Source organism: Pectobacterium aroidearum (genome assembly GCF_015689195.1).
GTDB lineage: Bacteria > Pseudomonadota > Gammaproteobacteria > Enterobacterales > Enterobacteriaceae > Pectobacterium > Pectobacterium aroidearum.
Window position 1 is genome coordinate 4,923,741 of sequence record NZ_CP065044.1, and the last position, 25,275, is coordinate 4,949,015.

At 50.8% G+C, this 25,275-nt stretch carries 24 protein-coding genes; 15 read left to right on the forward strand and 9 right to left on the reverse strand.

Annotated elements, in window-relative coordinates:
• Positions 1–174: 174 nt before the first annotated feature.
• From rbsR to I2D83_RS21980, 7 genes are all read right to left on the reverse strand, one after another.
• Positions 175–1,170, reverse strand: coding sequence for a ribose operon transcriptional repressor RbsR (gene rbsR, locus I2D83_RS21950; protein WP_205947302.1), 996 nt, complete (start codon positions 1,168–1,170; stop codon positions 175–177).
• 3 nt (positions 1,171–1,173) lie between these two features.
• Positions 1,174–2,100: a ribokinase gene (rbsK, locus tag I2D83_RS21955; protein WP_205947303.1), complete on the reverse strand. Its 927-nt coding sequence runs from the start codon at positions 2,098–2,100 to the stop codon at positions 1,174–1,176.
• Between the two features lie 198 nt (positions 2,101–2,298).
• Positions 2,299–3,186, reverse strand: coding sequence for a ribose ABC transporter substrate-binding protein RbsB (gene rbsB / locus I2D83_RS21960; RefSeq protein ID WP_005976509.1), 888 nt, complete (start codon positions 3,184–3,186; stop codon positions 2,299–2,301).
• Positions 3,187–3,211: 25 nt separating this feature from the next.
• Positions 3,212–4,180 carry a ribose ABC transporter permease gene (gene rbsC / locus I2D83_RS21965; RefSeq protein WP_015842315.1) on the reverse strand — a complete coding sequence of 323 codons (969 nt, stop codon included), beginning with the start codon at positions 4,178–4,180 and terminating at the stop codon, positions 3,212–3,214.
• Between the two features lie 7 nt (positions 4,181–4,187).
• Positions 4,188–5,693, reverse strand: coding sequence for a ribose ABC transporter ATP-binding protein RbsA (gene rbsA, locus I2D83_RS21970; protein WP_180779465.1), 1,506 nt, complete (start codon positions 5,691–5,693; stop codon positions 4,188–4,190).
• Between the two features lie 7 nt (positions 5,694–5,700).
• On the reverse strand, positions 5,701–6,120 hold the full coding sequence (gene rbsD / locus I2D83_RS21975) for a D-ribose pyranase (RefSeq protein ID WP_015842317.1): 420 nt from the start codon (positions 6,118–6,120) through the stop codon (positions 5,701–5,703).
• Between the two features lie 329 nt (positions 6,121–6,449).
• Positions 6,450–6,845: a YgiW/YdeI family stress tolerance OB fold protein gene (locus I2D83_RS21980; RefSeq protein WP_180779464.1), complete on the reverse strand. Its 396-nt coding sequence runs from the start codon at positions 6,843–6,845 to the stop codon at positions 6,450–6,452.
• Between the two features lie 259 nt (positions 6,846–7,104).
• On the opposite strand from I2D83_RS21980, the gene qseB reads away from it, so the two are divergent.
• Positions 7,105–7,767, forward strand: a complete 663-nt coding sequence (gene qseB / locus I2D83_RS21985) for a quorum sensing response regulator transcription factor QseB (RefSeq protein WP_181830421.1) — start codon at positions 7,105–7,107, stop codon at positions 7,765–7,767.
• A complete protein-coding gene (qseC, locus tag I2D83_RS21990; protein ID WP_205947304.1) occupies positions 7,764–9,113 on the forward strand; it encodes a quorum sensing histidine kinase QseC in 1,350 nt (449 codons plus the stop codon). Before qseB ends, qseC begins: the two co-directional genes overlap by 4 nt.
• Before the next feature lie 138 nt (positions 9,114–9,251).
• Here the strand turns inward: qseC and kup are convergent, their stop codons facing one another.
• Entirely contained in the window at positions 9,252–11,120 is a 1,869-nt protein-coding gene (kup, locus tag I2D83_RS21995) for a low affinity potassium transporter Kup (protein WP_015842321.1), read from the reverse strand.
• A 337-nt stretch (positions 11,121–11,457) separates the two neighbouring features.
• Between kup and ravA the strand changes: the two genes are divergently transcribed.
• Together ravA and viaA are read left to right on the forward strand one after the other, a co-directional pair.
• Positions 11,458–12,957: an ATPase RavA gene (gene ravA / locus I2D83_RS22000; protein WP_181830423.1), complete on the forward strand. Its 1,500-nt coding sequence runs from the start codon at positions 11,458–11,460 to the stop codon at positions 12,955–12,957.
• A gap of 5 nt (positions 12,958–12,962) precedes the next feature.
• The gene (gene viaA / locus I2D83_RS22005) at positions 12,963–14,441 is read left to right on the forward strand and encodes an ATPase RavA stimulator ViaA (RefSeq protein WP_015842323.1); all 1,479 of its coding nucleotides are present in this window, start codon (positions 12,963–12,965) and stop codon (positions 14,439–14,441) included.
• Here the strand turns inward: viaA and asnA are convergent.
• Entirely contained in the window at positions 14,438–15,430 is a 993-nt protein-coding gene (asnA, locus tag I2D83_RS22010) for an aspartate--ammonia ligase (RefSeq protein ID WP_015842324.1), read from the reverse strand. The two genes, viaA and asnA, sit on opposite strands and share 4 nt — an antisense overlap.
• 206 nt (positions 15,431–15,636) lie before the next feature.
• Between asnA and asnC the strand changes: the two genes are divergently transcribed.
• The 11 genes from asnC (at position 15,637) to atpG (ending at position 25,232) form a co-directional block, all read left to right on the forward strand.
• Complete coding sequence (gene asnC, locus I2D83_RS22015; protein WP_226373290.1) at positions 15,637–16,044, forward strand: transcriptional regulator AsnC; 408 nt, start codon at positions 15,637–15,639, stop codon at positions 16,042–16,044.
• A gap of 89 nt (positions 16,045–16,133) precedes the next feature.
• The gene (gene mioC, locus I2D83_RS22020) at positions 16,134–16,577 is read left to right on the forward strand and encodes an FMN-binding protein MioC (protein WP_181830426.1); all 444 of its coding nucleotides are present in this window, start codon (positions 16,134–16,136) and stop codon (positions 16,575–16,577) included.
• Positions 16,578–16,968: 391 nt separating this feature from the next.
• A complete protein-coding gene (mnmG, locus tag I2D83_RS22025; protein WP_015842326.1) occupies positions 16,969–18,858 on the forward strand; it encodes a tRNA uridine-5-carboxymethylaminomethyl(34) synthesis enzyme MnmG in 1,890 nt (629 codons plus the stop codon).
• Positions 18,859–18,940: 82 nt separating this feature from the next.
• On the forward strand, positions 18,941–19,561 hold the full coding sequence (rsmG, locus tag I2D83_RS22030; RefSeq protein WP_180779459.1) for a 16S rRNA (guanine(527)-N(7))-methyltransferase RsmG: 621 nt from the start codon (positions 18,941–18,943) through the stop codon (positions 19,559–19,561).
• Between the two features lie 623 nt (positions 19,562–20,184).
• Positions 20,185–20,568: a F0F1 ATP synthase subunit I gene (gene atpI / locus I2D83_RS22035; protein WP_180779458.1), complete on the forward strand. Its 384-nt coding sequence runs from the start codon at positions 20,185–20,187 to the stop codon at positions 20,566–20,568.
• 22 nt (positions 20,569–20,590) lie between these two features.
• Positions 20,591–21,391 carry a F0F1 ATP synthase subunit A gene (gene atpB, locus I2D83_RS22040; RefSeq protein WP_205947305.1) on the forward strand — a complete coding sequence of 267 codons (801 nt, stop codon included), beginning with the start codon at positions 20,591–20,593 and terminating at the stop codon, positions 21,389–21,391.
• 49 nt (positions 21,392–21,440) lie between these two features.
• Positions 21,441–21,680 carry a F0F1 ATP synthase subunit C gene (gene atpE, locus I2D83_RS22045; RefSeq protein ID WP_005976545.1) on the forward strand — a complete coding sequence of 80 codons (240 nt, stop codon included), beginning with the start codon at positions 21,441–21,443 and terminating at the stop codon, positions 21,678–21,680.
• Between the two features lie 63 nt (positions 21,681–21,743).
• Complete coding sequence (gene atpF / locus I2D83_RS22050; protein WP_010681466.1) at positions 21,744–22,214, forward strand: F0F1 ATP synthase subunit B; 471 nt, start codon at positions 21,744–21,746, stop codon at positions 22,212–22,214.
• Between the two features lie 14 nt (positions 22,215–22,228).
• The gene (atpH, locus tag I2D83_RS22055; protein ID WP_014917153.1) at positions 22,229–22,762 is read left to right on the forward strand and encodes a F0F1 ATP synthase subunit delta; all 534 of its coding nucleotides are present in this window, start codon (positions 22,229–22,231) and stop codon (positions 22,760–22,762) included.
• Positions 22,763–22,774: 12 nt separating this feature from the next.
• On the forward strand, positions 22,775–24,316 hold the full coding sequence (gene atpA / locus I2D83_RS22060; protein ID WP_005976551.1) for a F0F1 ATP synthase subunit alpha: 1,542 nt from the start codon (positions 22,775–22,777) through the stop codon (positions 24,314–24,316).
• Positions 24,317–24,368: 52 nt separating this feature from the next.
• Positions 24,369–25,232, forward strand: coding sequence for a F0F1 ATP synthase subunit gamma (gene atpG / locus I2D83_RS22065; RefSeq protein WP_015842330.1), 864 nt, complete (start codon positions 24,369–24,371; stop codon positions 25,230–25,232).
• Positions 25,233–25,275: the final 43 nt, after the last annotated feature.

Below are 25,275 nucleotides of genomic sequence, written 5' to 3' on the forward strand. Positions count from 1 at the left end.
GTCACACCAACTTCGTAAGTCGCTGTTGCCGTGTCAGTGGAGGCGCATTATAGGGACTTCTCACCGCCTGACAAGCGCTAAATGCAAAATAATTTTCGAGTGAGGATTTTTTCAGCAAAGCGCAGTAAAAGACGCCGTTATGCGGAATTTTTCAGCGTTTTCTTAGCTAAAACTTCACCGTACAGACTGACGTACCATTAATTCCGGCGTCAGCACCAACACATTCGGTTCAGTATTAGGATGTTCCAGGCGATACAAGAGTGTATCAATCGCCAGTTCACCAAGTTCATCCTTCGGTTGATGAACCGTAGTAAGAGGTGGGGACATATAGCGAGCCAGTTCAATGTCATCGTAACCCACAACTGCCATGTCCTGAGGGATCGAAAGCCCAGCCTGATAAAGTGCATGATAAACGCCGACGGCCATCGCATCATTACTGGTGAACACCGCTTCAGGTTTATCTTCCAGCGCTAACAACTGCTGCATAGCGCGATAACCTGCTTCAAATTCAAAATCACCAAAAATTTCATAGTCCACGGGAACAGAGAGCCCGGCGAGCTGCATTGCCTGCCGATAGCCTTCCAGTCGGTTATAAGCTGTCGTCTTATCTTTCGGACCCGCAATACAGGCTATCTTCTTATAACCACGCGAGATGAGGTAATTCGTTGCGATCTCTCCACCGAGCAGAGAGTTATCTTTAATGACGTCCATGACGCCTTCAAAGGGGGCCCAATCCATCATGACCATAGGAATAGAAGGATAGCGGCTCATCATTTCGGGCAAAGGGCGATGGCTTTCAGTACACATCAGCAGTACGCCGTCGACCCGCTTTTGCAGCAGCGTTTCAAGGCTATGGCTCATTCTGTCGCGATCGCCTTCGGTGTTACACAGAATCAGGCTATAGCCCCGCTCATAGCAACAACGCTCAACGCCACGTACCACTTCGGCATAAAACGGGTTATTACTGGCTGTGAGCAACATGCCGATGGTGCGGGTCTGGTTTATCTTCAGACTTCTGGCCAGCGCCGACGGCGCATAGTTGAGATCCTCAACGGCCTTCATCACTTTTTCGCGAATGGTATCGCTGACAAAGCGATTGTTATTAATAACGTGGGATACAGTAGAAGTAGAAACGCCCGCAAGACGGGCGACATCTTTCATGGTGGCCAAAGATCACCCCTGAGTTTGCAAAAATTCGTCGATCTCTTCACGCCACGGGACAGAAGGCTGAGCACCCCGGCGAGTAACCGCTATCGCCGCTGCTGCATGGGCAAATTTTACGGCGGAGGACATCGGTTTATTTTCCAGCAACGCGGTAACAAGCGCGCCATTAAACGTGTCTCCGGCAGCGATAGTATCCACGGCTTTTACACGATATCCCGGTATACGCTGCCCCTGGCCGTTTTCACTTAACCATACGCCACGGCTACCCAATGTGATGAGAACCGTTTCAATGCCTTTATCGTGAAGAACCTGTGCTGCGCGAGCTGCATCGTCTTCCGTCTCGACGGTAATTCCCGTCAGGAACTGCGCTTCTGTTTCATTCGGCGTGATCATATCGATCAGCGACAACAATTCATCAGGCAGTTCACGCGCAGGGGCGGGATTAAGAATCACTTTCGTCTGGTGTTCATGCGCCAGTTTGGCTGCCGCGATGACCGTTTCCAGCGGCGACTCAAGCTGCATAAGCAACGCCGAGGCATCAATGATGTGCTGCTGATGACGACGGAGATAATCAGGCGTCACGGCCGCATTCGCGCCTGCGTTAATCGCGATCATGTTCTCAGCGTCAGCGTTAACAAAAATCAACGCAACGCCGGTCGTTTCCCCGGAGATAGCCTCAACGGAGGAAACATCAATATTGTCTTTGGATAGCTGCTGGCAAATACGGGCACCAATATCATCGTCTCCGACGCAGGCAATGAAGGCAATGTCTGCACCGCTTCGGCCAGCGGCAACGGCCTGATTGGCACCTTTCCCACCGAAAGCAACGCTATATTGCTCACCGATCACCGTTTCACCCGGGCGGGGAAATTGCTCAAGATTGAGAATATGGTCAGCATTAATACTGCCCAGCACCACCAGCTTACCCATTTTCATTATGTCGAATCCCGCTACTACGTTAATAATGCGCCACCACAAACGGGTGGCGCGAGCCCTGCTTTATACACGTCATACTTCAAGTTGCTTGTGCGTTGGTTGCCCTTACTCACCCCAGTCACTTACTGGTGTAAGCTCCTGGGGATTCGTGCGGTTACCGCCTTCATGCAACTCGAATTATTTAGGGTATATTTCTACTTATTTAGCTACCAGCTTCAGGTCAACCGGAATGATGGCCTGCGTTTTTTCGCCTTTCAGCACTTTCGCCGCCGTCTCGATGCCGATCACACCGATCTGATCGGGACGCTGAGCAACCGTTGCCGCCAGCTTGCCTGATTCAACAGCCTTCACGCCATCCTGCGTACCGTCAAAACCGACGACCAGCACATCAGTCTTGCCTGCAGTTTGCAGCGCACGCAGTGCGCCCAACGCCATTTCATCGTTCTGAGCAAATACCGCCTGAACGTCAGGGTGCGCGGTCAGCAGGTTCTGCATCACGTTCAGCCCTTTAGTACGATCGAAGTCGGCCGGTTGGCTGGCCAGCATAGCGAATTTATTTTTCTCAGCAGATTTCATGAAGCCCGCACCACGCTCACGCGCGGCAGACGTTCCGGCAATCCCTTCCAGTTGAATCACTTTCGCGCCTTCACCCAGTTTCTTGGCGATGAAGTCACCAGCCACTTTACCACCGAAGGCGTTATCAGAAGCAACGTGGCTCACCACTTCGCCACTGCTGGCAACGCGGTCCAGCGTAATAACAGGGATCTTGGCCTGGTTTGCCATTTTAATCGCATTACCGACCGCGTCAGAATCGGTCGGGTTGATCAGCAGAACTTTAGTTCCACGTACCGTCAAATCCTGAACGTTAGCCAGTTCTTTCGCTGGGTTATTCTGGGAATCCAGCACGATCAGCTCGTAACCCAGTTTGTCAGCTTCTTTCTGCGCACCCTCTTTCATTGAAACAAAGAACGGGTTATTCAGCGTAGAAACCACCAGAGCAACCGTATCTTTGGCCAAGGCATTAGCACTGACAGTCGCGCTCAGCGCAACAGCGGAAACCAGAGTAGCCAGCTTTTTCATATTCATAACTCAATTCCTGTGTGAATGAAGGTTATTTACTGCTTTTGTTATCTACCAGAACCGCCAGCAAAATGACGACTGCTTTAACGATCATTTGGTAGTAAGAAGAAACACCTAATAAATTCAGTCCGTTGTTGAGGAAACCAAGGATAAGTGCGCCGATCAGCGTGCCAACGATACGCCCTTTTCCTCCAGCCAGACTGGTGCCGCCCAATACCACCGCCGCGATGGCATCCAGTTCATAGCCTGTCCCCGCCGTAGGTTGTGCAGAGGACAAACGTGCAACTTCGATAATTCCCGCCAGAGCAGACAGCAGCCCACACAGGGAATAGACAATAATCTTGATTTTATCAACGCTGATACCGGACAAACGGGTAGCAGATTCATTGCCGCCCAGCGCATAGATATAGCGTCCCAGACGCGTATGGTGCAGCATGTACCAGGCCGCTGCGAACACGATAGCCATGATCCAGATTGGCGTCGGAATCCCCAGCGGACGGCCGATGCCGAACCAGCCAAAAGCATCCGCCACATCGGAAAAGCCGGTATTAATCGGGCTGCCGTTGGTATAAACCATCGTCACACCGCGCAGTAACAGCATCATGACCAGCGTGGCAATAAATGCCTGCACTTTACCTTTCGAAACAATGACGCCAGTGCCCGCACCAATCAGCGCCCCCAGCGCCAGCGCGCCAAATACAGCCACCAGCGCATTGACCTCAAGCCCGACGATAGAAGCCGCTACCGCACCGGTCAGCGCCAGCAGCGACCCCACTGACAAATCGATGCCCGAGGTCAGAATCACCAACGTCATGCCGACGGCCATAATGGCGTTCACTGACGTCTGCTGAAGAATATTGAACAGGTTGTTCAGGGTGAAAAAGTTAGGGCTCATGGCGGAAACAATCGCAATAAGGATCAGGAGCGCGATCAGCGATTTCTGCTCCAGTAACCACTCTTTGCTGAACCAGCGTTTTGCCGCGATAGATTGAGAACTCATGTCTGACTTACTCCTGCTTTGCGCCGTATTGCTTACCAACGGCCGCAGCCATCAGTACTTCCTGGGTTGCTTGCTCAATCGCGAAATCACCGCTCAAGCGCCCCTCGTGCATCACAATGATGCGATCGCTCATTCCCAAGACTTCGGGCATTTCGGATGACACCAATATGATACTCAGCCCTTCTTCTTTGAATTGATTGATTAACTGATAAATTTCTTTCTTCGCCCCGACATCGACACCACGCGTCGGTTCATCGAGGATCAGGACATTCGGACGCGTCATCAGGCCGCGGGCAATCGCCACTTTTTGCTGATTACCACCGGAAAGCAGGCCGATAGGCTGCTCCATTGACGGCGTTTTAACGTTGAACAGGCGAATAAAGTCGGCAACCGTTAATTGCTCTTCGGCATGTTTCAGACGACCGCCCGCATGGCTGAAATAGCGCAGTGCGGTTAACGACATGTTTTCCTTTACCGACATGCCCAACACCAGGCCATCACGCTTACGGTCTTCCGATATATAAACGATGCCGTTCGCTAAACCATCCTGCGGTTTCCGGGTCACCACATCACGGCCATCAAGCGTCACATTGCCGCCAGTGCGCGGCAGTGCGCCGTAAAGAATCTTCATCAGTTCGGTACGACCCGCGCCCATCAGCCCAGCGACGCCCAGAATTTCGCCTTTCCGCACTGTAAAGCTGACGCTGTCGACGCCCGGCCCGGACAGGTTTTGCACCTTAAGGCGAACCTCTCCTGGCGCTTTACTCGAACGTGGGTACTGATCTTCCAGCTTGCGGCCCACCATCATTTCAATCAGCGTATCTTCCTGTAGGTCACTGACCGGGCGCTCGCCGATAAACTGACCATCGCGGAAAACGGTAATGTCATCGCAGATTTCAAAGATTTCTTTCAGACGGTGGGAAATATAGACAATGCCGCATCCTTGAGATTGCAGCTCTTTGATCACGCTGAATAGCGAAGCGGTTTCGGTATCCGTCAGAGCATCGGTAGGCTCATCCATGATGATGACTTTCGATTCAAAGCTCAGCACCTTGGCAATTTCCACCATTTGCTGATCGCCAATCGATAAATCCCCGACCATACGACGGCTGTCGTAGCGCAGATTAAGGCGCTTCAGCAGCTTGTCGGCTTCCGCATACATCTTATTCCAGTCGAGGCGGCCAAAACGGTTGGTAAACTCACGCCCGAGAAAAATATTCTCGGCAATCGTAAGCTGGGGAATCAGGTTAAGTTCCTGATGGATGATACCGATACCAGCTTCCTGAGACGCTTTCGGCCCGTTGAAATCCACCTCCTGCCCCAGAAAATGGATGCTGCCGGCATCTTTACGGTAGATCCCGGTCAGGACTTTCATCATGGTGGACTTGCCCGCACCGTTCTCGCCCACCAGCGCCATCACTTTTCCCGGATAGACGTTGAGCGCCGCACCGGACAGCGCCTTAACGCCGGGAAAAGATTTCGTGATGCCTTGCAGTTGCAGTAAAGGTTGCATGGATGCCTCAGAACGTTACGCCAGCACAAAGGATGACATTGGCGTACGGAGAGCACTCTCCGCTGCGAATGATGGCCCGGCTTTTGCCGCTTTGGGTTTTAAATTCTTCATGGCTGACATAGTGCAATGCAATTGAGTTTCCCTGGTGTTGTTCAAGTTGCTTCAATTGATCGAGTAATGCGTCATGGACTGCGGGGTTTTTTTCAATAATCTCTTCCGCCAGAATAGCGGCCTCGACCTGCATTTCACTGGTGACAACACTCACTACCTGCAAAAACGTCGGCACGTTATGTGTCAAAGCCAGATCGATACGCGTCGTCGTTTCAGGAATCGGCAAACCCGCATCACCAATAACCAGGCTATCGGTATGCCCCAGTCGAGAAACCACGGAAGAAATATCTGAATTCAATAATGCTGCTTTTTTCATCTTCTCACCCCACCAGCGAAACGTTTCGCTAATAACATTCTAGAAAAAGAAGAGAGAAAGGCAACGAAGAGATAAAAAAAATGTGATCGTTATCGAAACGTTTCGCTAACAAAAAAACAAAGATAACAAGAGGCCGTTATATGCCCTAAATAATTCGAGTTTCAGGAAGGCGGCAAGGGAAGGAATCCCGATGAGCTTACACAGGTAAGTGATTCGGGTGAGTGAACGCAGCCAACGCACATGCAACTTGAAGTATGACGGGTATAGCTGACTGATAAATAGAGAAATGGCGGGCACCGGCCCGCCAATAGGGAATAGAGGATAACGATTTAGAGTTTACGAATCTGCTTCACATCCAGTTCGACGGAATTGAAGTCTTTATCCAGTTCCCCCTGAATTTCCACTTTATCGGTGGGTGAAATCATCTGGCCATTCCAGCGCTTGTGATCAATCTCGACTTCCATCGTGCCCGTCGCATCGCGGAACAGATAGTTCTCATCACCGATCCGTTTTTCAATATTGCCGCTCAGCGTAACCCAACTATCGTCACGCAGATCTTTAGCCTTATCTACCGTGGTGAGGGAATTCTGGGGATCAACAAATCCCCCTTTATGTGTACCAACCGCTGGCGTTTCAGGATTGACGAAACCACCGCCGCTTTGCGCGGCAAATACCGGTGCAGAAACCAGAGCGGTAATGGCGAGTAACGCAGCTGCTTTTTTCATATTTTACCTTCCTTATTTTGCCTGTCGTTTCACAGTCAACTATTTCGCAGTCAACCTGCGGGAGTAATCGGTCTTCGGGAAGGATTAAAACAAACCGTTCTTAACAGAATCTTAAGGAATCAGCTTCTGCATTTTTATTTTTTTATATTGCCGAAATCGCCCGCTTTCAGCGATTTGTCCTGTACACGTCGCCCCCCGATTTCGTATAAAACCGGAAAAGGCGCAAACGCGACAGCGACACATTCCTTGCGAGGCAGCCATGAGAATATTGTTAATTGAAGACGATCGCCTGATTGGCGACGGCCTGAAAGCAGGGCTTAACAAACTGGGTTTTAATATTGACTGGTTTACGGAAGGTAAAGCCGGTGCCGCTGCCTTGAAGGCAGCCCCCTATGATGCGGTGGTGCTCGATCTTAGCCTGCCGGGCATGGATGGGATGGATATCCTGCGCCAGTGGCGTCAGGCTGGGCATGACGAACCGGTGCTGATTCTGACCGCTCGCGATGCGCTGGAACAGCGTGTTGAAGGTCTGCACCAAGGTGCCGATGATTATTTATGTAAGCCCTTTGCGCTAACGGAGGTTGCCGCTCGTCTGCAGGCGCTGATTCGCCGTCGTCACGGCCAGCTTCAACCAGCATTAACGCACGGTGCGGTTTCCCTTGAGCCGGGTTCACGAAGCGTCACGCTAAACAATGAACCGTTGATACTAAAATCCCGCGAACTGGCGTTGCTGGAGCTGTTTTTGCTCAACCCGAACCGCGTGCTCACGCGCGCGCAGTTGGAAGAAAAGCTCTACGGCTGGGACGATGATGTCTCCAGCAATGCAGTAGAAGTACACATCCACCATCTGCGCAAAAAGCTGGGCAGCGGGTTTATCCGCACCGTGCATGGCGTTGGCTATATTCTGGGAGACGCACCATGAACCGACTCAGCCTGCGCCTACGTCTGATTACCGGTTTTACGCTGCTGACCTTGATCTGCTGGTGCGTAGCCAGCCTGCTTTCGTGGTATCAAACACGCCATAATATCAATGAGCTATTTGATACCCAGCAAATGCTGTTCGCCAAACGTCTGGCCACCATGAATCCTGATGAATTGCGAATCCAGCCAGTGTCCCTGCCCAAAACCAAGAGTCTGGTACATAAGAACCGCGGCAAGCAGGACGATGATGCGCTGGCCTTCGCTATTTTTACCCGCGATGGGAAAATGGTGTTGAACGATGGTGATAACGGCAAAGATTTCATTTTTGACTATACGCGCAACGGCTTCATCGACGGCAAATTACGCGACGATAACGACGCATGGCGCATCGTCTGGCTGACGACGGCGGACAATCGTTACGTGATTGCTGTGGGTCAGGAATGGGAATACCGTCAGGATATGACACTGGATATTGTAAAAACCAACCTGATGCCCTGGCTATTTGCACTACCGATCATGTTAGCACTGCTGTTCTGGCTGGTGACGCGTGAACTCTCACCGCTAAAACGCATTACCGCCGAGCTTCAGCAGCGTTCCCCCGATGACAGCACCCCGCTGGCAACGCAGAACATCCCGCAAGAAGTTCGCCCGCTGATTAACGCATTAAACCATCTGTTTTCCCGCATCAGCGACATGCTGGTTCGTGAGCGCCGTTTTACCTCCGATGCGGCTCACGAATTGCGTAGCCCGCTGGCGGCGTTGAAAGTTCAAACCGAAGTCGCCCAGTTGGCACGTGACGATGAAGCTATGAGGCACCATGCTCTACTCAATCTGGACAAAGGTATCGATCGCGCCACGCGGCTGGTGGATCAGCTCCTGACGCTGTCGCGGCTGGATGCCGAATCGTCCCCCGAGGGGATGCAACCCATTCAGTTCAATGATTTACTGCAACAGGCGGTGATCGCGCATTACCACACAGCACAAACAGCAGGTATCGAACTGACGCTGGATTTACCGGACACCCCGGTTATTCGGCAGGGTCATCCGTTGCTGTTGACTTTGCTGGTGCGCAATCTGTTGGATAACGCCATTCGCTACAGCAATGCAGGGGGGACAGTAAGTCTGACGCTGACAGAAAATAGCTTTAAGGTCGCCGACAACGGGCCGGGCATCAGCAATGAAGCGCTGGCAAGAATCGGCGAGCGCTTTTATCGCCCACCGGGGCAGGAGAAATCCGGCAGCGGTCTAGGGATTTCCATCGTGAATAACATCGCCAAACTGCACCAGATGCGGGTGACATTCACCAACCAGCCCGAAGGGGGGCTGATCGTGTCAGTGAATTGGTAAAATAGTTAACGTACTAGCAGCAACTCGGTGTCTGTTATTAGGGAAACACGAGGATGAGGTTCCCGCAGGGATGCCTCGCCTCGTGGTCGACCGTATATCTCGATCTTATCCCAACATAAGATCATCTATTTGGTTCACTTAAATCTCGACCTGTATCCCCAGCTCAATCAGCCTGTTCGGCGGTATTTCAAACTGATCCGCCGCTCGCAGCGCATTGCGGCTGAGCATCATGAATAGCTTACCGCGCAGGCGCAGATACCACGGGCGTTCGCCGATAATCAGCGATTCATTGGACATAAAGAAAGACGTTTCCATCATTTGGCAGGTTAACCCATCTTGCCAACAGCGCTGAAAGACCTCTTCCACATCCGGCGTTTCACGCCAGCCATAGTTAGCAATCACGCGCCAGAACGTCGGCGAAAGCTGTTCAACCGTCACGCGGCGAGCGTTCAGCACATAAGGCGCATCCTCCGTTCGCATGGTCAACAGCACCACACGCTCGTGCAGGATTTTATTGTGTTTAAGGTTATGCAGCAGCGCAAACGGGATCACGCGAGTCGCACGCGAGAAATAGACGGCAGTTCCCGGTACACGTGTCGGCGGCGATTTCTCCAGCGACGCAATCATGGCATCCAGCGAGTTACCGTGTTCATGCAACCGACGCAGCAGCCTGAAGCGCTCGCTTTTCCACGTCGTCATGATAATAAACATCACCATGCCCAGCGCTAGCGGCAACCAGCCGCCGGACAGAATTTTGACCACGTTCGCCAAAAACATCGGTACATCAATAACCAGTAACCCCGCCAGCAATACCCACGCCAGATAGCGGTTCCAGAGCCAGTTCTTCACCGCCACCGTACAGAACAGAATACTGGTAATCACCATCGTGCCCGTTACCGCAATCCCGTAAGCCGCAGCCAGATTGCTCGAATGCTCAAAGCTGACAATCACGATGACGACTGCGATATACAGCATCCAGTTAATGGCAGGAATATAAATCTGACCGGATTCCATATCTGACGTGTGTACGATACGCATCGGCGGCAAATAGCCCAGCCGCACCGCCTGACGCGTCAGGGAGAAAACACCGGAAATCACCGCCTGCGAAGCAATGATTGTCGCCAGCGTCGCCAATATCATCAGTGGAATCAGCGCCCAATCTGGCGCCAGCAGGAAGAAGGGGTTCTTGATCGCCTCCGGGTTCTTCAACAGCAGCGCGCCCTGTCCGAAGTAATTTAACACCAGCGACGGCAGCACCACCGTAAACCAGGCCAGACGAATCGGGAATTTACCGAAGTGCCCCATATCGGCATACAGCGCCTCAACCCCGGTAATCGCCAGCACCACCGCTCCCAGCGCGAAGAACGATACCGCTTTATATTCGATAAAGAAGCGAACGGCGTACATCGGGTTCAACGCCTGCAAGACTTCAGGGTTAGCGATAATACTTCGCGCCCCCAGCACGCCGAGCGTTAAAAACCAAATCAGCATCACAGGCGCAAACAGCTTACCAACACTGCCTGTACCGTGTTTTTGAATGATAAAGAGTAATGTCAGAACGACAATAGATAGCGGGACGATATAGCTGTCCATCGACGGCGCGGCAATTTCCAGCCCTTCCATCGCCGACATCACCGAGATGGCTGGCGTAATGACCACTTCCCCATAGAAGAAGCTGCCGCCAATCAACCCCATGATGACCAGCACGGACGTCATGCGATCGGAAGTATTGCGCCCGGCTAGCGACATAAGGGTGAGAATCCCACCTTCGCCAGCGTTGTCAGCACGCATCACATACGTCAGGTATTTCAGCGAAACAACGAGAACCAACAGCCAAAAGATCAGTGAAAGAAAACCAAAGACCGAATCAGGCTCGACCCCAAAACCAAACTGCCCTGATAAACATTCCCTTAACGTATAAAGAGGGCTGGTTCCTATATCTCCATAAACCACCCCGATGGCCGCCAGCGTGACAGCCGGAAGCGAACGTTTATGTTCTGAGCTCATAAACCTATCTTCTGTTATTAATCAGTCCGCGAAGCGCGTCATTCACAGCAACTCGTCCAAGAGCGCACAGTATGCACAAATCAGGCTAAAAACCCATTTTTATTGTGCGATCCACCTGTACACGAAACATCCTGTAAAAAGTGGTTTATTGCTTACTCACCCCGTTAGGGTGTAATAATCCGTAAAAGTATTCTAATAAAAATCTGTGATCTGCCGTTTATTATTACTATTGTCTTTCTGAAAGTAGGGTTTTTCTGAGAGACCGCTTTCCGCGAAGTAATCGGGTTGAGACATAAACGATTTCAATACATCACATCATGGGACTAACGGATTAATTATGCGTCAAACTGCGGCATTGGCTGAAAGAATTTCTCGTCTCAGCCATGCGCTAGAACACGGACTCTACGAAAGACAACACGCCATTCGCCTCTGTCTGCTGGCAGCGCTAAGCGGGGAAAGTGTTTTTCTGCTGGGGCCGCCAGGTATAGCTAAAAGTATGATCGCCCGGCGTCTTAAATTCGCGTTTCGTCATGCGAATGCGTTTGAGTACCTGATGACCCGCTTTTCCACCCCGGAAGAAGTATTCGGTCCCCTTTCCATTCAGGCGTTAAAAGATGAAGGCCGCTATCAGCGCCTCACCGCTGGCTACCTGCCAGAAGCCGAAATCGTGTTTCTGGATGAAATCTGGAAAGCGGGTCCCGCCATTTTGAACACCCTGCTGACGGCCATTAACGAGCGACGTTTCCGTAACGGCAACAGCGAAGATACCATCCCAATGCGCCTGCTGGTCGCAGCCTCGAATGAGTTACCAGAAGCGGATGGCGGTTTGGAAGCGCTTTACGACCGCATGCTTATCCGCCTGTGGCTCGATCGTGTCCAGGAAAAACAGAATTTCCGAGCGCTACTAGTGAACAACAGCAGCGAACGCGATAACCCGGTTCCGCCCGCTCTCAGCGTCAGCGATGAAGAGTACCAACAGTGGCAGAAGGACATTGAACACATCGCATTGCCGGAAGCCGGCTTCGAGCTGATTTACACACTGCGCCAACAGCTCGATGCGCTGGAGCAGGCCCCTTACATTTCCGATCGACGCTGGAAAAAAGCCCTTCGTCTGCTTCAGGCCAGCGCATTTTTCTGCGGCCGGGATGCCATTACGCCGGTTGATATCATTCTGCTGAAAGACTGTCTCTGGCATGACCAAAGCACCTTGACGCTTATCGAACACCAGCTTGAACTGCTGATTACCGAACACGCCTACCAGCAAAAAAGCCTGTTGTTCCGTTTGCAGCAGGTAAATACCAAACGCCAGCAATACCAGCGTGAGCAAAGCGAATTACAGGCCTTTTCGGTAGAGAAACAAGGGCATTTCCTCGGCCGGAAATTCCATTATGCCTTACCTGACACCATCGACGCTGAAACATTGGAACTGGTGCTGCAACGCCCGTTGATCCTGCACGATATTGAAGTTAACCACCTGATCATTGACAAGAATGCCCTGCAAGGCTGGCTACAAAAAGGCGGGGAAATCCGGGGTAAGCTCAACGGTATTGGTTTTACCCAGCGCCTCGATCTGCTGGTGGACGATCGCCAGCATCTGGCCATTCGCGATATTAGCCTGCAATCCTCTATTCTTTCTCTGCCGGAAAAGCGCGACATTGCGCTTCCTGCCGAAATTACCGATGAATATGAAAAACTGAACATGCAGCTGCGTGAACAACGCCGCTTATTCAGCCAGCATCAGCCTTGCCTGTTCGTTCCGAGCGAGTGGTTGGCCAAAATAGAGGCCAGCCTGCAGCAGGTTGCCGAGCAAATCCAGCAATCAGAGCAACAGGATTAACGCCGATGATCACGCTGGAATCACTGGAAATGCTGCTGTCTATCGATGAAAACGAGCTGCTGGACGATCTTGTCGTCACGCTGCTGGCGACGCCTCAGCTCGCTTTCTTCTTTGAAAAGTACCCCAGCCTGAAGTCAGCGTTACTCAATGATCTTCCTCACTGGAAAGAAACCTTAAAGCAGCGCTTACGTACCACTCAGGTACCGCCAGATTTGGAAAAAGAATTTAGCTGCTACCAACGTTCACAATCGATCGACAATCAGGCCTTTCAGACACGCCTGCCTGCGATTATGGATACGCTGAGCAACGTGGAGTCACCGTTTCTGACGCAGGCCTCACAGCTTATCACTGCCCCTGAGAGAACCTTAGGACAGAAGGTAACGAGTGGGCTCCACGCACTCTTTCTTCAACGCTGGCGGTTGAGCCTCACACTGCAAACCGTTTCACTGCATCAGCAGTTAATGGAACAAGAACGGGAAATCCTGTTGGATGAGCTGCAACAACGCCTGACGCTCAGCGGCAAGCTCGAACCGATTTTGGCCGAAAATGAAAATGCGGCCGGGCGACTCTGGGATCTCAGCGCCGCACAGCGTATTCAAACCGATCCCCGCCCGTTATTGGATTTTGGCGCCTTCCTACAGCGCCAACCCGCATTGCAAAAACTGGCGGAACGTCTGGGACGCAGCCGGGAAACCAAATCGATCCTCACACAGGAAGCCCCGAAAGAAGCTTTCCGGGTAAGCGTACGGGAACCAGCCACCGTACCTGAGCAAGTGAGCGGTGTGCATCAGAGCGACGATATTTTGCGCTTGATGCCGACAGAGCTGGTCACGCTGGGCATCAGCGAGCTGGAATACGAATTTTATCGTCGTCTTCTGGAACATCGGCTGCTGACGTATCGCTTACAAGGTGAGAGCTGGAGAGAAAAAATCACGGAACGCCCAGTGGTTCATCAGCAAAATGAACAGCAGCCGCGCGGCCCGTTTATCGTCTGCGTCGATACGTCAGGCTCGATGGGCGGCTTTAATGAACGTTGTGCCAAAGCCTTCTGTCTGGCGCTGATGCGCATCGCGCTCGCCGATAACCGCCGCTGCTATATCATGCTGTTTTCTACCGGCGTGGTGAAATATGAGCTCACGTCTGCGGATGGATTAGAGCAGGCAATACGTTTTCTCAGCCAGTCCTTCCGCGGCGGCACGGATATGAGTGCCTGCCTGTCAGCGCTGCTAGATAAAATGGATGACGCGCTTTGGCATGATGCCGACGCCGTGGTGATTTCAGATTTTATCGCCCAACGATTGCCGGATGAGGTGGTAAATAAGGTGAAAAGTCGCCAGACGCAGCTACAGCATCGTTTCCATGCTGTAGCGATGTCCGATCATGGCAAACCCGGCATCATGCACATCTTTGACCATATCTGGCGCTTTGATACCGGGTTAAAAAGCCGCTTAATGCGCCGCTGGCAGCACGGCAAAGCGTACTAAAGCAGGCCGGAAACCGACTCACGCAGCGGCTGTGGCCACACGCCGCACTGAACCTGGCCAATGTGCGACAATTGCAGCAACAGCATGACCAGGCGAGACTGACCGATTCCCCCACCGATCGTTTGCGGCATCTCACCGCGCAGCAGCGCCTGATGCCATTCCAGCTTCAGACGTTCTTCATCCTGCGTCAGCGCCAGCTGGCGTGTTAACGCTTCAGCATCCACGCGGATACCCATGGATGAAATCTCAAACGCATCGTTCAGTACCGGGTTCCATACGACGATATCGCCGTTCAGACCCGCCAGTTCCTGCTCACCTGGCGTCGTCCAGTCATCATAATCCGGTGCGCGCACATCGTGAGATTGCCCGCTGGACAGCTTACCGCCAATCCCAATCAGGAAAACGGCACCCAATTCTTTGGCAATCGCTCGCTCACGCCCTTTAGCATCCAGTTCGGGATAGCGCTTCAGCAGCGTTTCGGTATGCACAAAATGAATCTGTTCCGGCAGGAAAGGCTGAATGCCAAATGCCTGATGTACCGCAGCCTCTGTCGCTTTGATTCCCTGATAAATACGCGTAACCGTCGATTTCAGGTACTCCGCATGACGCTCGCCGTCTCCCATCACGCGTTCCCAGTCCCACTGATCGACATAAACCGAGTGGATCGGGCTCAGACGATCTTCGTCCGGGCGCAATGCTTTCATATGGGTATAAATACCTTCACCGCTGCTAAAATCGTACGCGCCCAGCGTCTTACGTTTCCATTTAGCCAGTGAGTGCACGACTTCAAATGTGGCATCTGGCAGCGCTTTAACCTTAACCTGTACCGCTTTTTCCGTACCGGACAAGTTATCCTGCGTACCATCACCGATACGGCTAAGAATCGGTGCCTGGACTTCAATCAATCCCAGAAGTTGCTCCAGCTGGCTGGAGAAGAAAGATTTAACGAAGCTGATTTGCTGCTGTTTTTCGATGTACTGCTTTTTCATTGCCGCGTCTCTTATTCATCGTATTTAGTTATTCATTAAGCAATAAAAAGCGCTAGCCATTCAATAATCTTATGGATAAATTGCTCTTGTGCTTTTAATCCGTCATTTTATAGCGGTATAAAATCATTATTCGCTAAAATAGGAGGCTCAAAGTGGCAGAAATTTATCAGATCGATAATCTCGATCGCGGCATTCTTTCCGCCTTAATGGAAAATGCACGCACCCCTTATGCCGAACTGGCAAAACAGTTTTCCGTCAGTCCAGGAACAATCCACGTTCGAGTGGAAAAAATGAAACAGGCAGGCATCATTGTCGGTACGCGTCTGGACGTGAATCCAAAACAGCTGGGCTATGACGTGTGCTGCTTTATCGGCATCATTCTAAAAAGCGCCAAAGATTATCCTTCGGCGCTGGAGAAGCTAAACAATCTGGAAGAAGTGGTTGAGGCTTACTACACCACTGGGCATTACAGTATCTTTATTAAGGTCATGTGTCGTTCGATCGAGGCGTTGCAACACGTACTTATCAACAAGATCCAAACAATTGATGAAATTCAGTCCACCGAAACGCTCATCTCCCTGCAAAACCCCATTATGCGGACGATCGCGCCGTAACACTTTTTTCCTATACCCATATTATCCACAGGTAGATCCCAGCCAGATCACAGCGTACAATGTCCCGTCTTTTATCGGATGGGATCGCTATGGCAGACATTACCTTGATCAGTGGCAGTACCCTTGGCAGCGCCGAATACGTCGCAGAGCATTTGGCTGAACTGCTGGAGAAGGATGATTTTTCCACTGAGCTTCTGCACGGTCCTGAGCTCGATGCATTGCCTGAAAGCGGTGTATGGCTGTTGGTGACATCCACCCACGGTGCAGGAGAATTTCCTGATAACCTGAAAGCGCTGTTTGAGCAGTTGGAACAGCAAAAGCCCGATCTTTCTCAGGTGAGTTTCGGTGCGGTGGGGATCGGTAGTAAAGAGTACGACACATTCTGTGGCGCGATCCAAACAGCGGATCGTGTGCTAACCCAATTAGGGGCTAAACGGATCGGTGAAGTCCTCGAGATCGACATCACTCAGCATCAGGTTCCTGAAGATCCGGCTGAAGAATGGCTAGGATCGTGGGTTAATTTACTCAAGTAAGGTTAAATATTCGGCAGTTGAATGTGGATAACTATGCTTAATTCTGGTGTAAAAGCCGTAGTTATCCCAATAACAACCCGAGTGCGTTTTTTGTCCTGTGTATAAACCCACATTAAGATCCCAGCTTATACTGGCTAGGATCACCGATCATTCACAGGTAAGGATCAACGCCATTCTCTTGATCTTTAATATGAATAATCACTTATCCACACAACACGACGATCCTAATAAGAGATCTAATAAAGAGATCTTTAAATAAAAAGATCTTTCTTTAATTAACGAGGATCCAACGGACTTGGTCGTTGGCTCAAAGTTGAGTAGAATCCCCCACCCCAGGGCAAATAACGATCGTTCGCCACTTATCATTCGCAATAATGCGAGGAGCAGTACCATGTTTTATCCAGATCCATTTGACGTCATCGTGATCGGTGGCGGTCATGCCGGAACAGAAGCTGCGATGGCTTCTGCCCGAATGGGCCAACAGACGCTTTTACTCACACACAATATCGATACGCTAGGACAAATGTCTTGTAACCCGGCGATTGGCGGTATTGGAAAAGGTCATCTGGTTAAAGAGATCGATGCCATGGGAGGGTTGATGGCGCGTGCTGTCGACCAGGCAGGGATACAGTTTAGGATACTAAACAGCAGTAAAGGCCCAGCGGTCAGAGCCACTCGCGCACAAGCAGATCGTGTACTCTATCGTCAGGCAATTCGCACTGCTCTGGAGAATCAGCCAAACCTGACGATCTTCCAGCAAGCAGTTGACGATCTGATTGTAGAAAACGATCGTGTCGTCGGCGCCGTTACTCAGATGGGACTAAAGTTTCGTGCAAAAGCCGTTGTATTAACGGTAGGCACTTTCCTCGACGGCAAGATTCACATTGGCCTGGATAACTACAGCGGTGGGCGTGCAGGCGATCCGCCTTCTATTCCGCTGGCGCGTCGCCTTCGTGAACTACCTCTGCGCGTTAACCGCCTGAAGACCGGTACTCCGCCGCGTATTGACGCCAGAACGATCGATTTTAGCGTGCTGGCTCAACAGCACGGTGACAACCCAATGCCAGTTTTCTCGTTCCTGGGGAATGCGAGCCAGCATCCGGCACAAATGCCGTGCTACATCACGCACACTAACGAGAAAACCCATGACGTGATCCGTAATAATCTGGATCGTAGCCCGATGTATGCCGGGATCATCGAAGGGATCGGCCCGCGTTATTGCCCCTCGATCGAAGACAAAGTCATGCGTTTCGCCGATCGAAACACACATCAGATCTTTCTTGAGCCAGAAGGACTGACCAGCAATGAAATTTATCCTAACGGGATCTCAACCAGTTTGCCGTTTGACGTTCAGTGGCAGATTGTTCGTTCAATGACGGGAATGGAAAATGCACGCATTGTCCGCCCTGGCTATGCCATTGAGTACGATTTCTTCGATCCGCGCGATCTGAAGCCAACGCTGGAAAACAAATTTGTTCATGGTTTGTTCTTCGCTGGACAAATCAACGGTACCACAGGGTATGAAGAAGCCGCTGCACAGGGCATGCTGGCAGGGCTGAATGCGGCTCGATTGGCCGCCGATAAGGAAGGCTGGTCACCGCGTCGCGATCAGGCCTATCTCGGCGTGCTGGTTGACGATCTCTGTACGCTGGGGACGAAAGAACCCTACCGTATGTTTACGTCGCGTGCCGAATATCGTCTGATGCTGCGCGAAGATAACGCCGATCTGCGTTTGACTGAAATCGGTCGCGAACTAGGGATGGTCGACGATCATCGCTGGGCACGTTTCAACGAGAAACTTGAGAGTATTGAAAAAGAGCGTCAGCGCCTGCGCGATATTCACATTCACCCGCAGTCTGAGCTGTTAGATCAAGTTAACTCACTGCTGAAAACACCGTTGTCCCGTGAAGCGAACGGTGAAGAACTGCTGCGTCGTCCGGAAGTGGATTACGTACAACTTACTGCGCTACCGCTGTTCGCTCCGGGATTAACCGACGAGCAGGCTGCCGAGCAGGTTGAAATTCAGGTCAAATACGAAGGGTATATTGCTCGTCAACAGGATGAAATCGAGAAACAGTTGCGTAATGAAAATACGTTGCTGCCTGCCGATCTGGATTACAAGCAGGTTAACGGGTTGTCCAACGAGGTTATTGCCAAACTGAACGATCACAAACCTTCGTCTATCGGTCAGGCATCGCGTATTTCCGGCATAACGCCTGCGGCAATCTCCATTTTGCTAATCTGGCTTAAAAAACAGGGTCTGCTGCGCCGCAGCGCCTGATTTAAGGTAAACTTATCCCCTAAATAGCCGGTTATCCGGCTATTTTTATTATTAACCTTATATTTTTCATCGGGATCTTATAGTGCGCAACACACTCGATAATCTGCTCAATGCGGCTGGTATTGTGATTTCAGATAAGCAAAAAAATCTTCTGATACAGTATGTTGACATGCTGAATAAGTGGAACAAGGCTTATAACCTGACGTCTGTTCGCGACCCGCAGCAAATGCTTGTCCGCCATATCATGGACAGTATCGTGGTTGAACCGCATTTACACGGTCAGCGTTTTATCGATGTGGGAACGGGGCCTGGATTACCGGGGATTCCATTGGCGATTGTTCGCCCTGATTCGCATTTTACCTTGCTGGATAGTCTGGGTAAGCGTGTACGTTTCCTGCGTCAGGTTCAGCATGAACTGCAGCTTGAAAACATCACTCCGGTGCAAAGTCGCGTTGAAGAATTTCCAGCGGAGCCGCCTTTTGATGGTGTAATCAGTCGTGCATTTGCCTCTCTGCATGACATGATTAGCTGGTGCAATCATCTTCCAGCCAGACCTGCAGGGCGATTTTATGCCCTAAAAGGCGTACTTCCAGAGGATGAATTGTCATCTTTGCCACAAGGTGTCTCATTAGATCAGGTTGTCCGTTTATCTGTTCCTGATCTGGAAGGTGAACGCCATTTGGTCGTGCTTAAACCAAACTAATTTTGTCTTTTATCAAAAAAATTATAACTAAATATTGCGTATCAGCCAGCCATCTCGTTTACGAAGGGCATCGCTCCAGAACGCATTGCGATCACTGAAATTTTACATCTTGGTTTTTTCAGCGCGGCTCTTTTACTTTCGTGCTGAATAATAACGAGCGAAAATAAATCATCAGTATCAAAATTTAGTTATTTTTGTGTTAATTGAGTAAAAAAACGATATCAATAATGTCAATAGGTCGTTGAAACGTTGTTTGTTGCATTTTTGGAATGGTTTTTTTTGTAACTTATTGAAGTTAAATAAAATAAATAGCTTATTTTGCTAAAGACAAAAAAAAACACGTTCTGTTATAAATAGTCGCAAAGCCTTTTATGTGAGTCACATCACAGATTGGGGGGCTTTAGAAATTAATTACACTAGGTATGAACAAGGATGATTGTTAGCAAAAACGGGGCTTCAGAAAGAAATTTAAATAATTGTTCACCTTTTCGCTACTTATCGATTGAATTCGCAGGTATGACCCGTATAATTTGCTAGTTTTTTGCTGCTTGACTCAGTGGTGTAAAGGCAGTTTTATACGTCATTCGGTATACCTCTGAAAAGGTACGGAGAGAGCAAACGTCATGCCTGTATCCCTTTACAGCGGAAAAGTGGCCTTCAGGCTGCTGTTGTTACAGTTAGTGACTTTTGCTTTGTTGAGTGCTGCTTTCAGCCTCAATAGCGTCAATGCTGCCGCTTCTGCATTAGGTGGGGGATTGGCAGCCTGGTTGCCGAATGTTTTGTTTGTGCTCTTCGCCTTGCGTCATCAGTCGCATAAGCCTGCTGATGGGCGTGTGGCCTGGTCATTCGCGATTGGTGAAGCGCTTAAGGTATTTATCACCATTGCACTGCTAGTGGTGGCGTTGGGCGTATTTAAAGCGGCATTTTTTCCGCTTGGCCTGACTTATTTATCGGTGCTGGTTATGCAGATCGTGGCACCGGCCGTAATTAATCGTTACCGTAGTTAACAACAAAAGGGTAAGGGACATCATGGCTGCTGGAGAAATCTCTACTCCGCAAGAGTATATCAGTCACCACTTGCACCATTTGCAGGTAGGGACGGGTTTTTGGTCGATCAACGTCGATTCGATGTTTTTCTCCATCGCTCTTGGGATCCTCTTTCTGGTTATCTTTCACCGTGTCACTAAGCGCGCCACCAGCGGTGTGCCAGGTAAGCTGCAAACGGCCGTCGAACTGATTATCGGTTTCGTTGATGGTACCGTGCGCGATATGTTCCATGGCAAAAGCAAACTGATTGCTCCTTTGGCGCTGACCATTTTCGTCTGGGTTTTCCTGATGAACCTGATGGACTTGCTGCCTATCGATCTGTTGCCGCAAGCCTGGGCAGGTATCTATAGTCTGCTGGGATACGATCCGGCGCATGCGTATCTGCGTGCGGTTCCGACAGCTGACGTTAATATTACGCTGTCGATGGCGCTTGGGGTGTTTATCCTGGTTCTGTTCTACAGCATCAAAATGAAGGGTCTCGGTGGTTTTGTTAAAGAACTGACCATGCAGCCGTTCAACCATCCAGTATTTATTCCTATTAACCTGATTCTTGAAGGTGTCAGCCTGCTGTCCAAACCTATTTCCTTAGGCTTGCGACTGTTTGGCAATATGTATGCGGGTGAGTTGATCTTCATCCTGATTGCCGGTCTGTTGCCGTGGTGGTCACAATGGCTGTTAAATGTGCCTTGGGCTATTTTCCACATTTTGATTATTACGCTTCAGGCTTTTATTTTCATGGTTCTGACGGTTGTTTATCTCTCGATGGCATCTGAAGAGCATTGATTTTCTTTCAACAAATAACGTTTTTAACTGAAACAAACTGGAGACTGTCATGGAAAACCTGAGTGTGGATCTGCTGTACATGGCTGCCGCGTTAATGATGGGTTTGGCGGCAATCGGTGCTGCGATCGGTATCGGCATTCTGGGTGGTAAATTCTTGGAAGGTGCTGCTCGCCAGCCTGACCTGATTCCTTTACTGCGTACACAGTTCTTTATCGTCATGGGTCTGGTTGACGCCATCCCGATGATCGCTGTTGGTCTGGGGCTGTATGTGATGTTTGCGGTGGCCTAAGCAGAATGTTTTCTGCTGAGGTTAAAACATCAACTTATTTAACTTTGAAAGAGGCATTGTGCTGTGAATATTAATGCAACAATCCTCGGCCAGGCCATTGCGTTCGTCCTGTTTGTCTGGTTCTGCATGAAGTATGTATGGCCGCCGATGATGGCAGCCATCGAGAAACGTCAGAAAGAAATTGCTGACGGTCTGGCTTCTGCTGAACGTGCCAAAAAAGATTTGAACTTGGCTCAGGCCAATGCGACAGATCAACTGAAGAAAGCCAAAGCGGATGCTCAGGTTATCATCGAGCAGGCGAACAAACGCCGTGCTCAGATCCTGGATGAGGCGAAAGCTGAAGCGGAAGCTGAACGTAACAAGATTGTGGCGCAGGCGCAGGCTGAAATCGAAGCCGAACGTAAACGCGCTCGTGAAGAGCTGCGTAAGCAAGTTGCCGTATTGGCGATTGCCGGTGCCGAGAAAATTATTGAACGTTCCGTGGATGAAGCTGCTAACAGCGACATCGTTGATAAACTGGTCGCTGAACTGTAAGGAGGGAGGGGCTGATGTCTGAATTTGTCACGGTAGCTCGCCCCTACGCCAAAGCAGCTTTTGACTTTGCGGTTGAGAATCAGGCCTTGGATCGCTGGCAGAACATGCTGGCGTTTTCGGCCGAAGTAGCGCGCAATGAACAAATTGCCGAATTGCTTTCTGGTGCAGTAGCACCGATTGAGCTGGCGAAAACGTTCATTGCCGTTTGTGGTGATCAACTTGATGAAGCCGGTCAGAACCTGATTAAGGTGATGGCCGAGAACGGACGTTTACCAGTGCTTCCTGAAGTACTGGAACAATTTATTCAACTGCGGGCAGCACTGGAATCGACGGTTGACGTCGATGTGATTTCTGCCAACACGTTGAGTGAGCAGCAGCTGTCGAAGATCGCTGCCGCTATGGAAAAACGTCTGTCACGCAAAGTGAAGCTGAATTGCAAAATTGATAAGTCTGTCATGGCCGGCGTGGTTATCCGCGCGGGCGACATGGTGATAGATGGCAGCATTCGCGGTCGTCTGGAACGTCTGGCAGACGTCTTGCAGTCTTAAGGGGACTGGAGCATGCAACTGAATTCCACCGAAATCAGCGAACTGATCAAGCAGCGCATTGCTCAGTTCAATGTGGTGAGCGAAGCTCACAATGAAGGTACTATTGTTTCCGTCAGTGACGGAATCATCCGCGTCCACGGTCTGGCAGACGTGATGCAGGGGGAGATGATCTCTCTGCCGGGTAACCGTTATGCGATCGCATTGAACCTGGAGCGCGACTCCGTTGGTGCGGTAGTCATGGGCCCGTATGCGGATCTGGCTGAAGGCATGAAAGTAAAATGCACCGGCCGTATTCTTGAAGTTCCGGTTGGCCGTGGCCTGTTAGGTCGTGTGGTCAACACGCTGGGCGCACCGATTGACGGTAAAGGCGCACTGGATCACGACGGTTTCTCTGCGGTTGAAGCGATTGCGCCTGGCGTTATCGAACGTCAATCCGTTGATGAGCCGGTACAAACGGGCTATAAGTCCGTTGACGCCATGATTCCAATCGGTCGTGGTCAGCGTGAGCTGATTATCGGTGACCGTCAGACGGGTAAAACCGCTCTGGCTATCGACGCCATCATCAACCAGCGTGATTCCGGCATCAAATGTGTGTACGTCGCTATCGGCCAGAAAGCCTCCACGATTTCTAACGTGGTGCGTAAACTGGAAGAGCATGGCGCACTGGAAAACACCATTGTTGTCGTTGCTACCGCGTCTGAGTCTGCTGCTCTGCAATATCTGGCGCCATACGCCGGTTGTGCAATGGGCGAGTACTTCCGCGACCGCGGTGAAGATGCGCTGATTATTTATGATGACCTGTCCAAACAGGCCGTTGCTTATCGTCAGATTTCTCTGCTGCTCCGTCGTCCGCCAGGCCGTGAAGCTTATCCTGGTGACGTTTTCTATCTCCACTCCCGTTTGCTGGAGCGTGCATCGCGTGTTAACGCTGATTACGTTGAAGCATTCACCAAGGGTGAAGTGAAGGGGAAAACCGGTTCGTTGACCGCTCTGCCGATCATCGAAACGCAAGCGGGTGATGTTTCTGCGTTCGTTCCGACCAACGTAATTTCTATTACCGATGGTCAGATCTTCCTGGAATCCAACCTGTTTAACGCCGGTATTCGTCCTGCGGTTAACCCAGGGATCTCCGTATCCCGTGTGGGTGGTGCAGCACAGACCAAGATCATGAAGAAACTGTCCGGTGGTATTCGTACCGCACTGGCACAGTACCGCGAGCTGGCAGCATTCTCTCAGTTTGCGTCCGATCTTGATGATGCAACCCGTAAGCAGTTGAGCCACGGTCAGAAAGTGACCGAGCTGTTGAAACAGAAACAGTATGCGCCGATGTCTGTCGCACAGCAGTCTCTGGTTCTGTTTGCGGCAGAACGTGGTTATCTGGAAGATGTTGAGCTGTCGAAAGTCGGTAGCTTTGAAGCGGCACTGCTGGCTTACGCCGATCGTGAGCATGGCGAACTTCTGCAACAAATCGACCAGACTGGCGCTTATAACGATGAGATCGAGGGCAAATTTAAAGGCATCCTCGATACTTTTAAGGCAACCCAGTCCTGGTAACGCCCGGTGGCCTGCTGTAAAGCAGGCCGCAAGGCTTTGAGGAGAAGCAAAGATGGCCGGCGCAAAAGAGATACGTAGTAAGATCGCAAGCGTCCAAAATACGCAGAAGATCACCAAAGCAATGGAAATGGTCGCCGCTTCCAAAATGCGTAAATCGCAGGATCGTATGGCGGCCAGCCGTCCTTATGCGGAAACCATACGCAATGTGATTGGTCACCTTGCGTTAGGAAATCTGGAATATAAACACCCGTACCTGGAAGAACGCGATGTTAAGCGCGTTGGGTATCTGGTGGTGTCTACTGACCGTGGCCTGTGCGGTGGTTTGAACATTAACCTGTTCAAGAAGCTGCTGGCTGATATGAAATCCTGGAGTGACAAAGGCGTTGAAACTGATTTAGCGCTGATTGGTTCCAAAGCGGTTTCTTTCTTCGGTTCGGTAGGCGGAAACATTGTTGCTCAGGTTACCGGTATGGGAGACAACCCTTCCGTATCAGAATTGATCGGTCCGGTTAAAGTTATGCTGCAAGCCTACGACGAAGGTCGTCTGGACAAGCTGTATATCGTAAGCAACAAGTTTATCAATACCATGTCTCAGGAACCGCTTGTTGTTCAAGTGTTACCGTTACCGCCTTCGGATGACGGTGAGTTGAAGAAGAAATCCTGGGATTACCTGTATGAACCCGATCCTAAGTCGCTGCTGGATACCCTGCTGCGCCGTTATGTGGAATCTCAGGTTTATCAGGGCGTCGTAGAAAATCTGGCTAGTGAGCAGGCCGCGCGAATGGTTGCGATGAAAGCCGCGACCGATAACGGCGGTAGCCTGATCAAAGAGCTGCAGTTGGTATACAACAAAGCTCGTCAGGCCAGCATTACTCAGGAACTCACCGAAATCGTCGGGGGAGCCTCCGCGGTTTAAAGCAGGTTTACGAATTACGTATTGTCGAATTACGTAGAGGATT

Excerpts from the sequence above, each read along its gene's own strand:
- rbsK (WP_205947303.1), bottom strand. The coding sequence starts at position 2,100 with ATGAAAATGGGTAAGCTGGTGGTGCTGGGCAGTATTAATGCTGACCAT.
- rbsB (WP_005976509.1), bottom strand. The coding sequence starts at position 3,186 with ATGAATATGAAAAAGCTGGCTACTCTGGTTTCCGCTGTTGCGCTGAGC.
- rbsC (WP_015842315.1), bottom strand. The coding sequence starts at position 4,180 with ATGAGTTCTCAATCTATCGCGGCAAAACGCTGGTTCAGCAAAGAGTGG.
- rbsA (WP_180779465.1), bottom strand. The coding sequence starts at position 5,693 with ATGCAACCTTTACTGCAACTGCAAGGCATCACGAAATCTTTTCCCGGC.
- rbsD (WP_015842317.1), bottom strand. The coding sequence starts at position 6,120 with ATGAAAAAAGCAGCATTATTGAATTCAGATATTTCTTCCGTGGTTTCT.
- I2D83_RS21980 (WP_180779464.1), bottom strand. The coding sequence starts at position 6,845 with ATGAAAAAAGCAGCTGCGTTACTCGCCATTACCGCTCTGGTTTCTGCA.
- qseB (WP_181830421.1), top strand. The coding sequence starts at position 7,105 with ATGAGAATATTGTTAATTGAAGACGATCGCCTGATTGGCGACGGCCTG.
- qseC (WP_205947304.1), top strand. The coding sequence starts at position 7,764 with ATGAACCGACTCAGCCTGCGCCTACGTCTGATTACCGGTTTTACGCTG.
- kup (WP_015842321.1), bottom strand. The coding sequence starts at position 11,120 with ATGAGCTCAGAACATAAACGTTCGCTTCCGGCTGTCACGCTGGCGGCC.
- ravA (WP_181830423.1), top strand. The coding sequence starts at position 11,458 with ATGCGTCAAACTGCGGCATTGGCTGAAAGAATTTCTCGTCTCAGCCAT.
- viaA (WP_015842323.1), top strand. The coding sequence starts at position 12,963 with ATGATCACGCTGGAATCACTGGAAATGCTGCTGTCTATCGATGAAAAC.
- asnA (WP_015842324.1), bottom strand. The coding sequence starts at position 15,430 with ATGAAAAAGCAGTACATCGAAAAACAGCAGCAAATCAGCTTCGTTAAA.
- asnC (WP_226373290.1), top strand. The coding sequence starts at position 15,637 with ATGGAAAATGCACGCACCCCTTATGCCGAACTGGCAAAACAGTTTTCC.
- mioC (WP_181830426.1), top strand. The coding sequence starts at position 16,134 with ATGGCAGACATTACCTTGATCAGTGGCAGTACCCTTGGCAGCGCCGAA.
- mnmG (WP_015842326.1), top strand. The coding sequence starts at position 16,969 with ATGTTTTATCCAGATCCATTTGACGTCATCGTGATCGGTGGCGGTCAT.
- atpI (WP_180779458.1), top strand. The coding sequence starts at position 20,185 with ATGCCTGTATCCCTTTACAGCGGAAAAGTGGCCTTCAGGCTGCTGTTG.
- atpB (WP_205947305.1), top strand. The coding sequence starts at position 20,591 with ATGGCTGCTGGAGAAATCTCTACTCCGCAAGAGTATATCAGTCACCAC.
- atpE (WP_005976545.1), top strand. The coding sequence starts at position 21,441 with ATGGAAAACCTGAGTGTGGATCTGCTGTACATGGCTGCCGCGTTAATG.
- atpH (WP_014917153.1), top strand. The coding sequence starts at position 22,229 with ATGTCTGAATTTGTCACGGTAGCTCGCCCCTACGCCAAAGCAGCTTTT.
- atpA (WP_005976551.1), top strand. The coding sequence starts at position 22,775 with ATGCAACTGAATTCCACCGAAATCAGCGAACTGATCAAGCAGCGCATT.
- atpG (WP_015842330.1), top strand. The coding sequence starts at position 24,369 with ATGGCCGGCGCAAAAGAGATACGTAGTAAGATCGCAAGCGTCCAAAAT.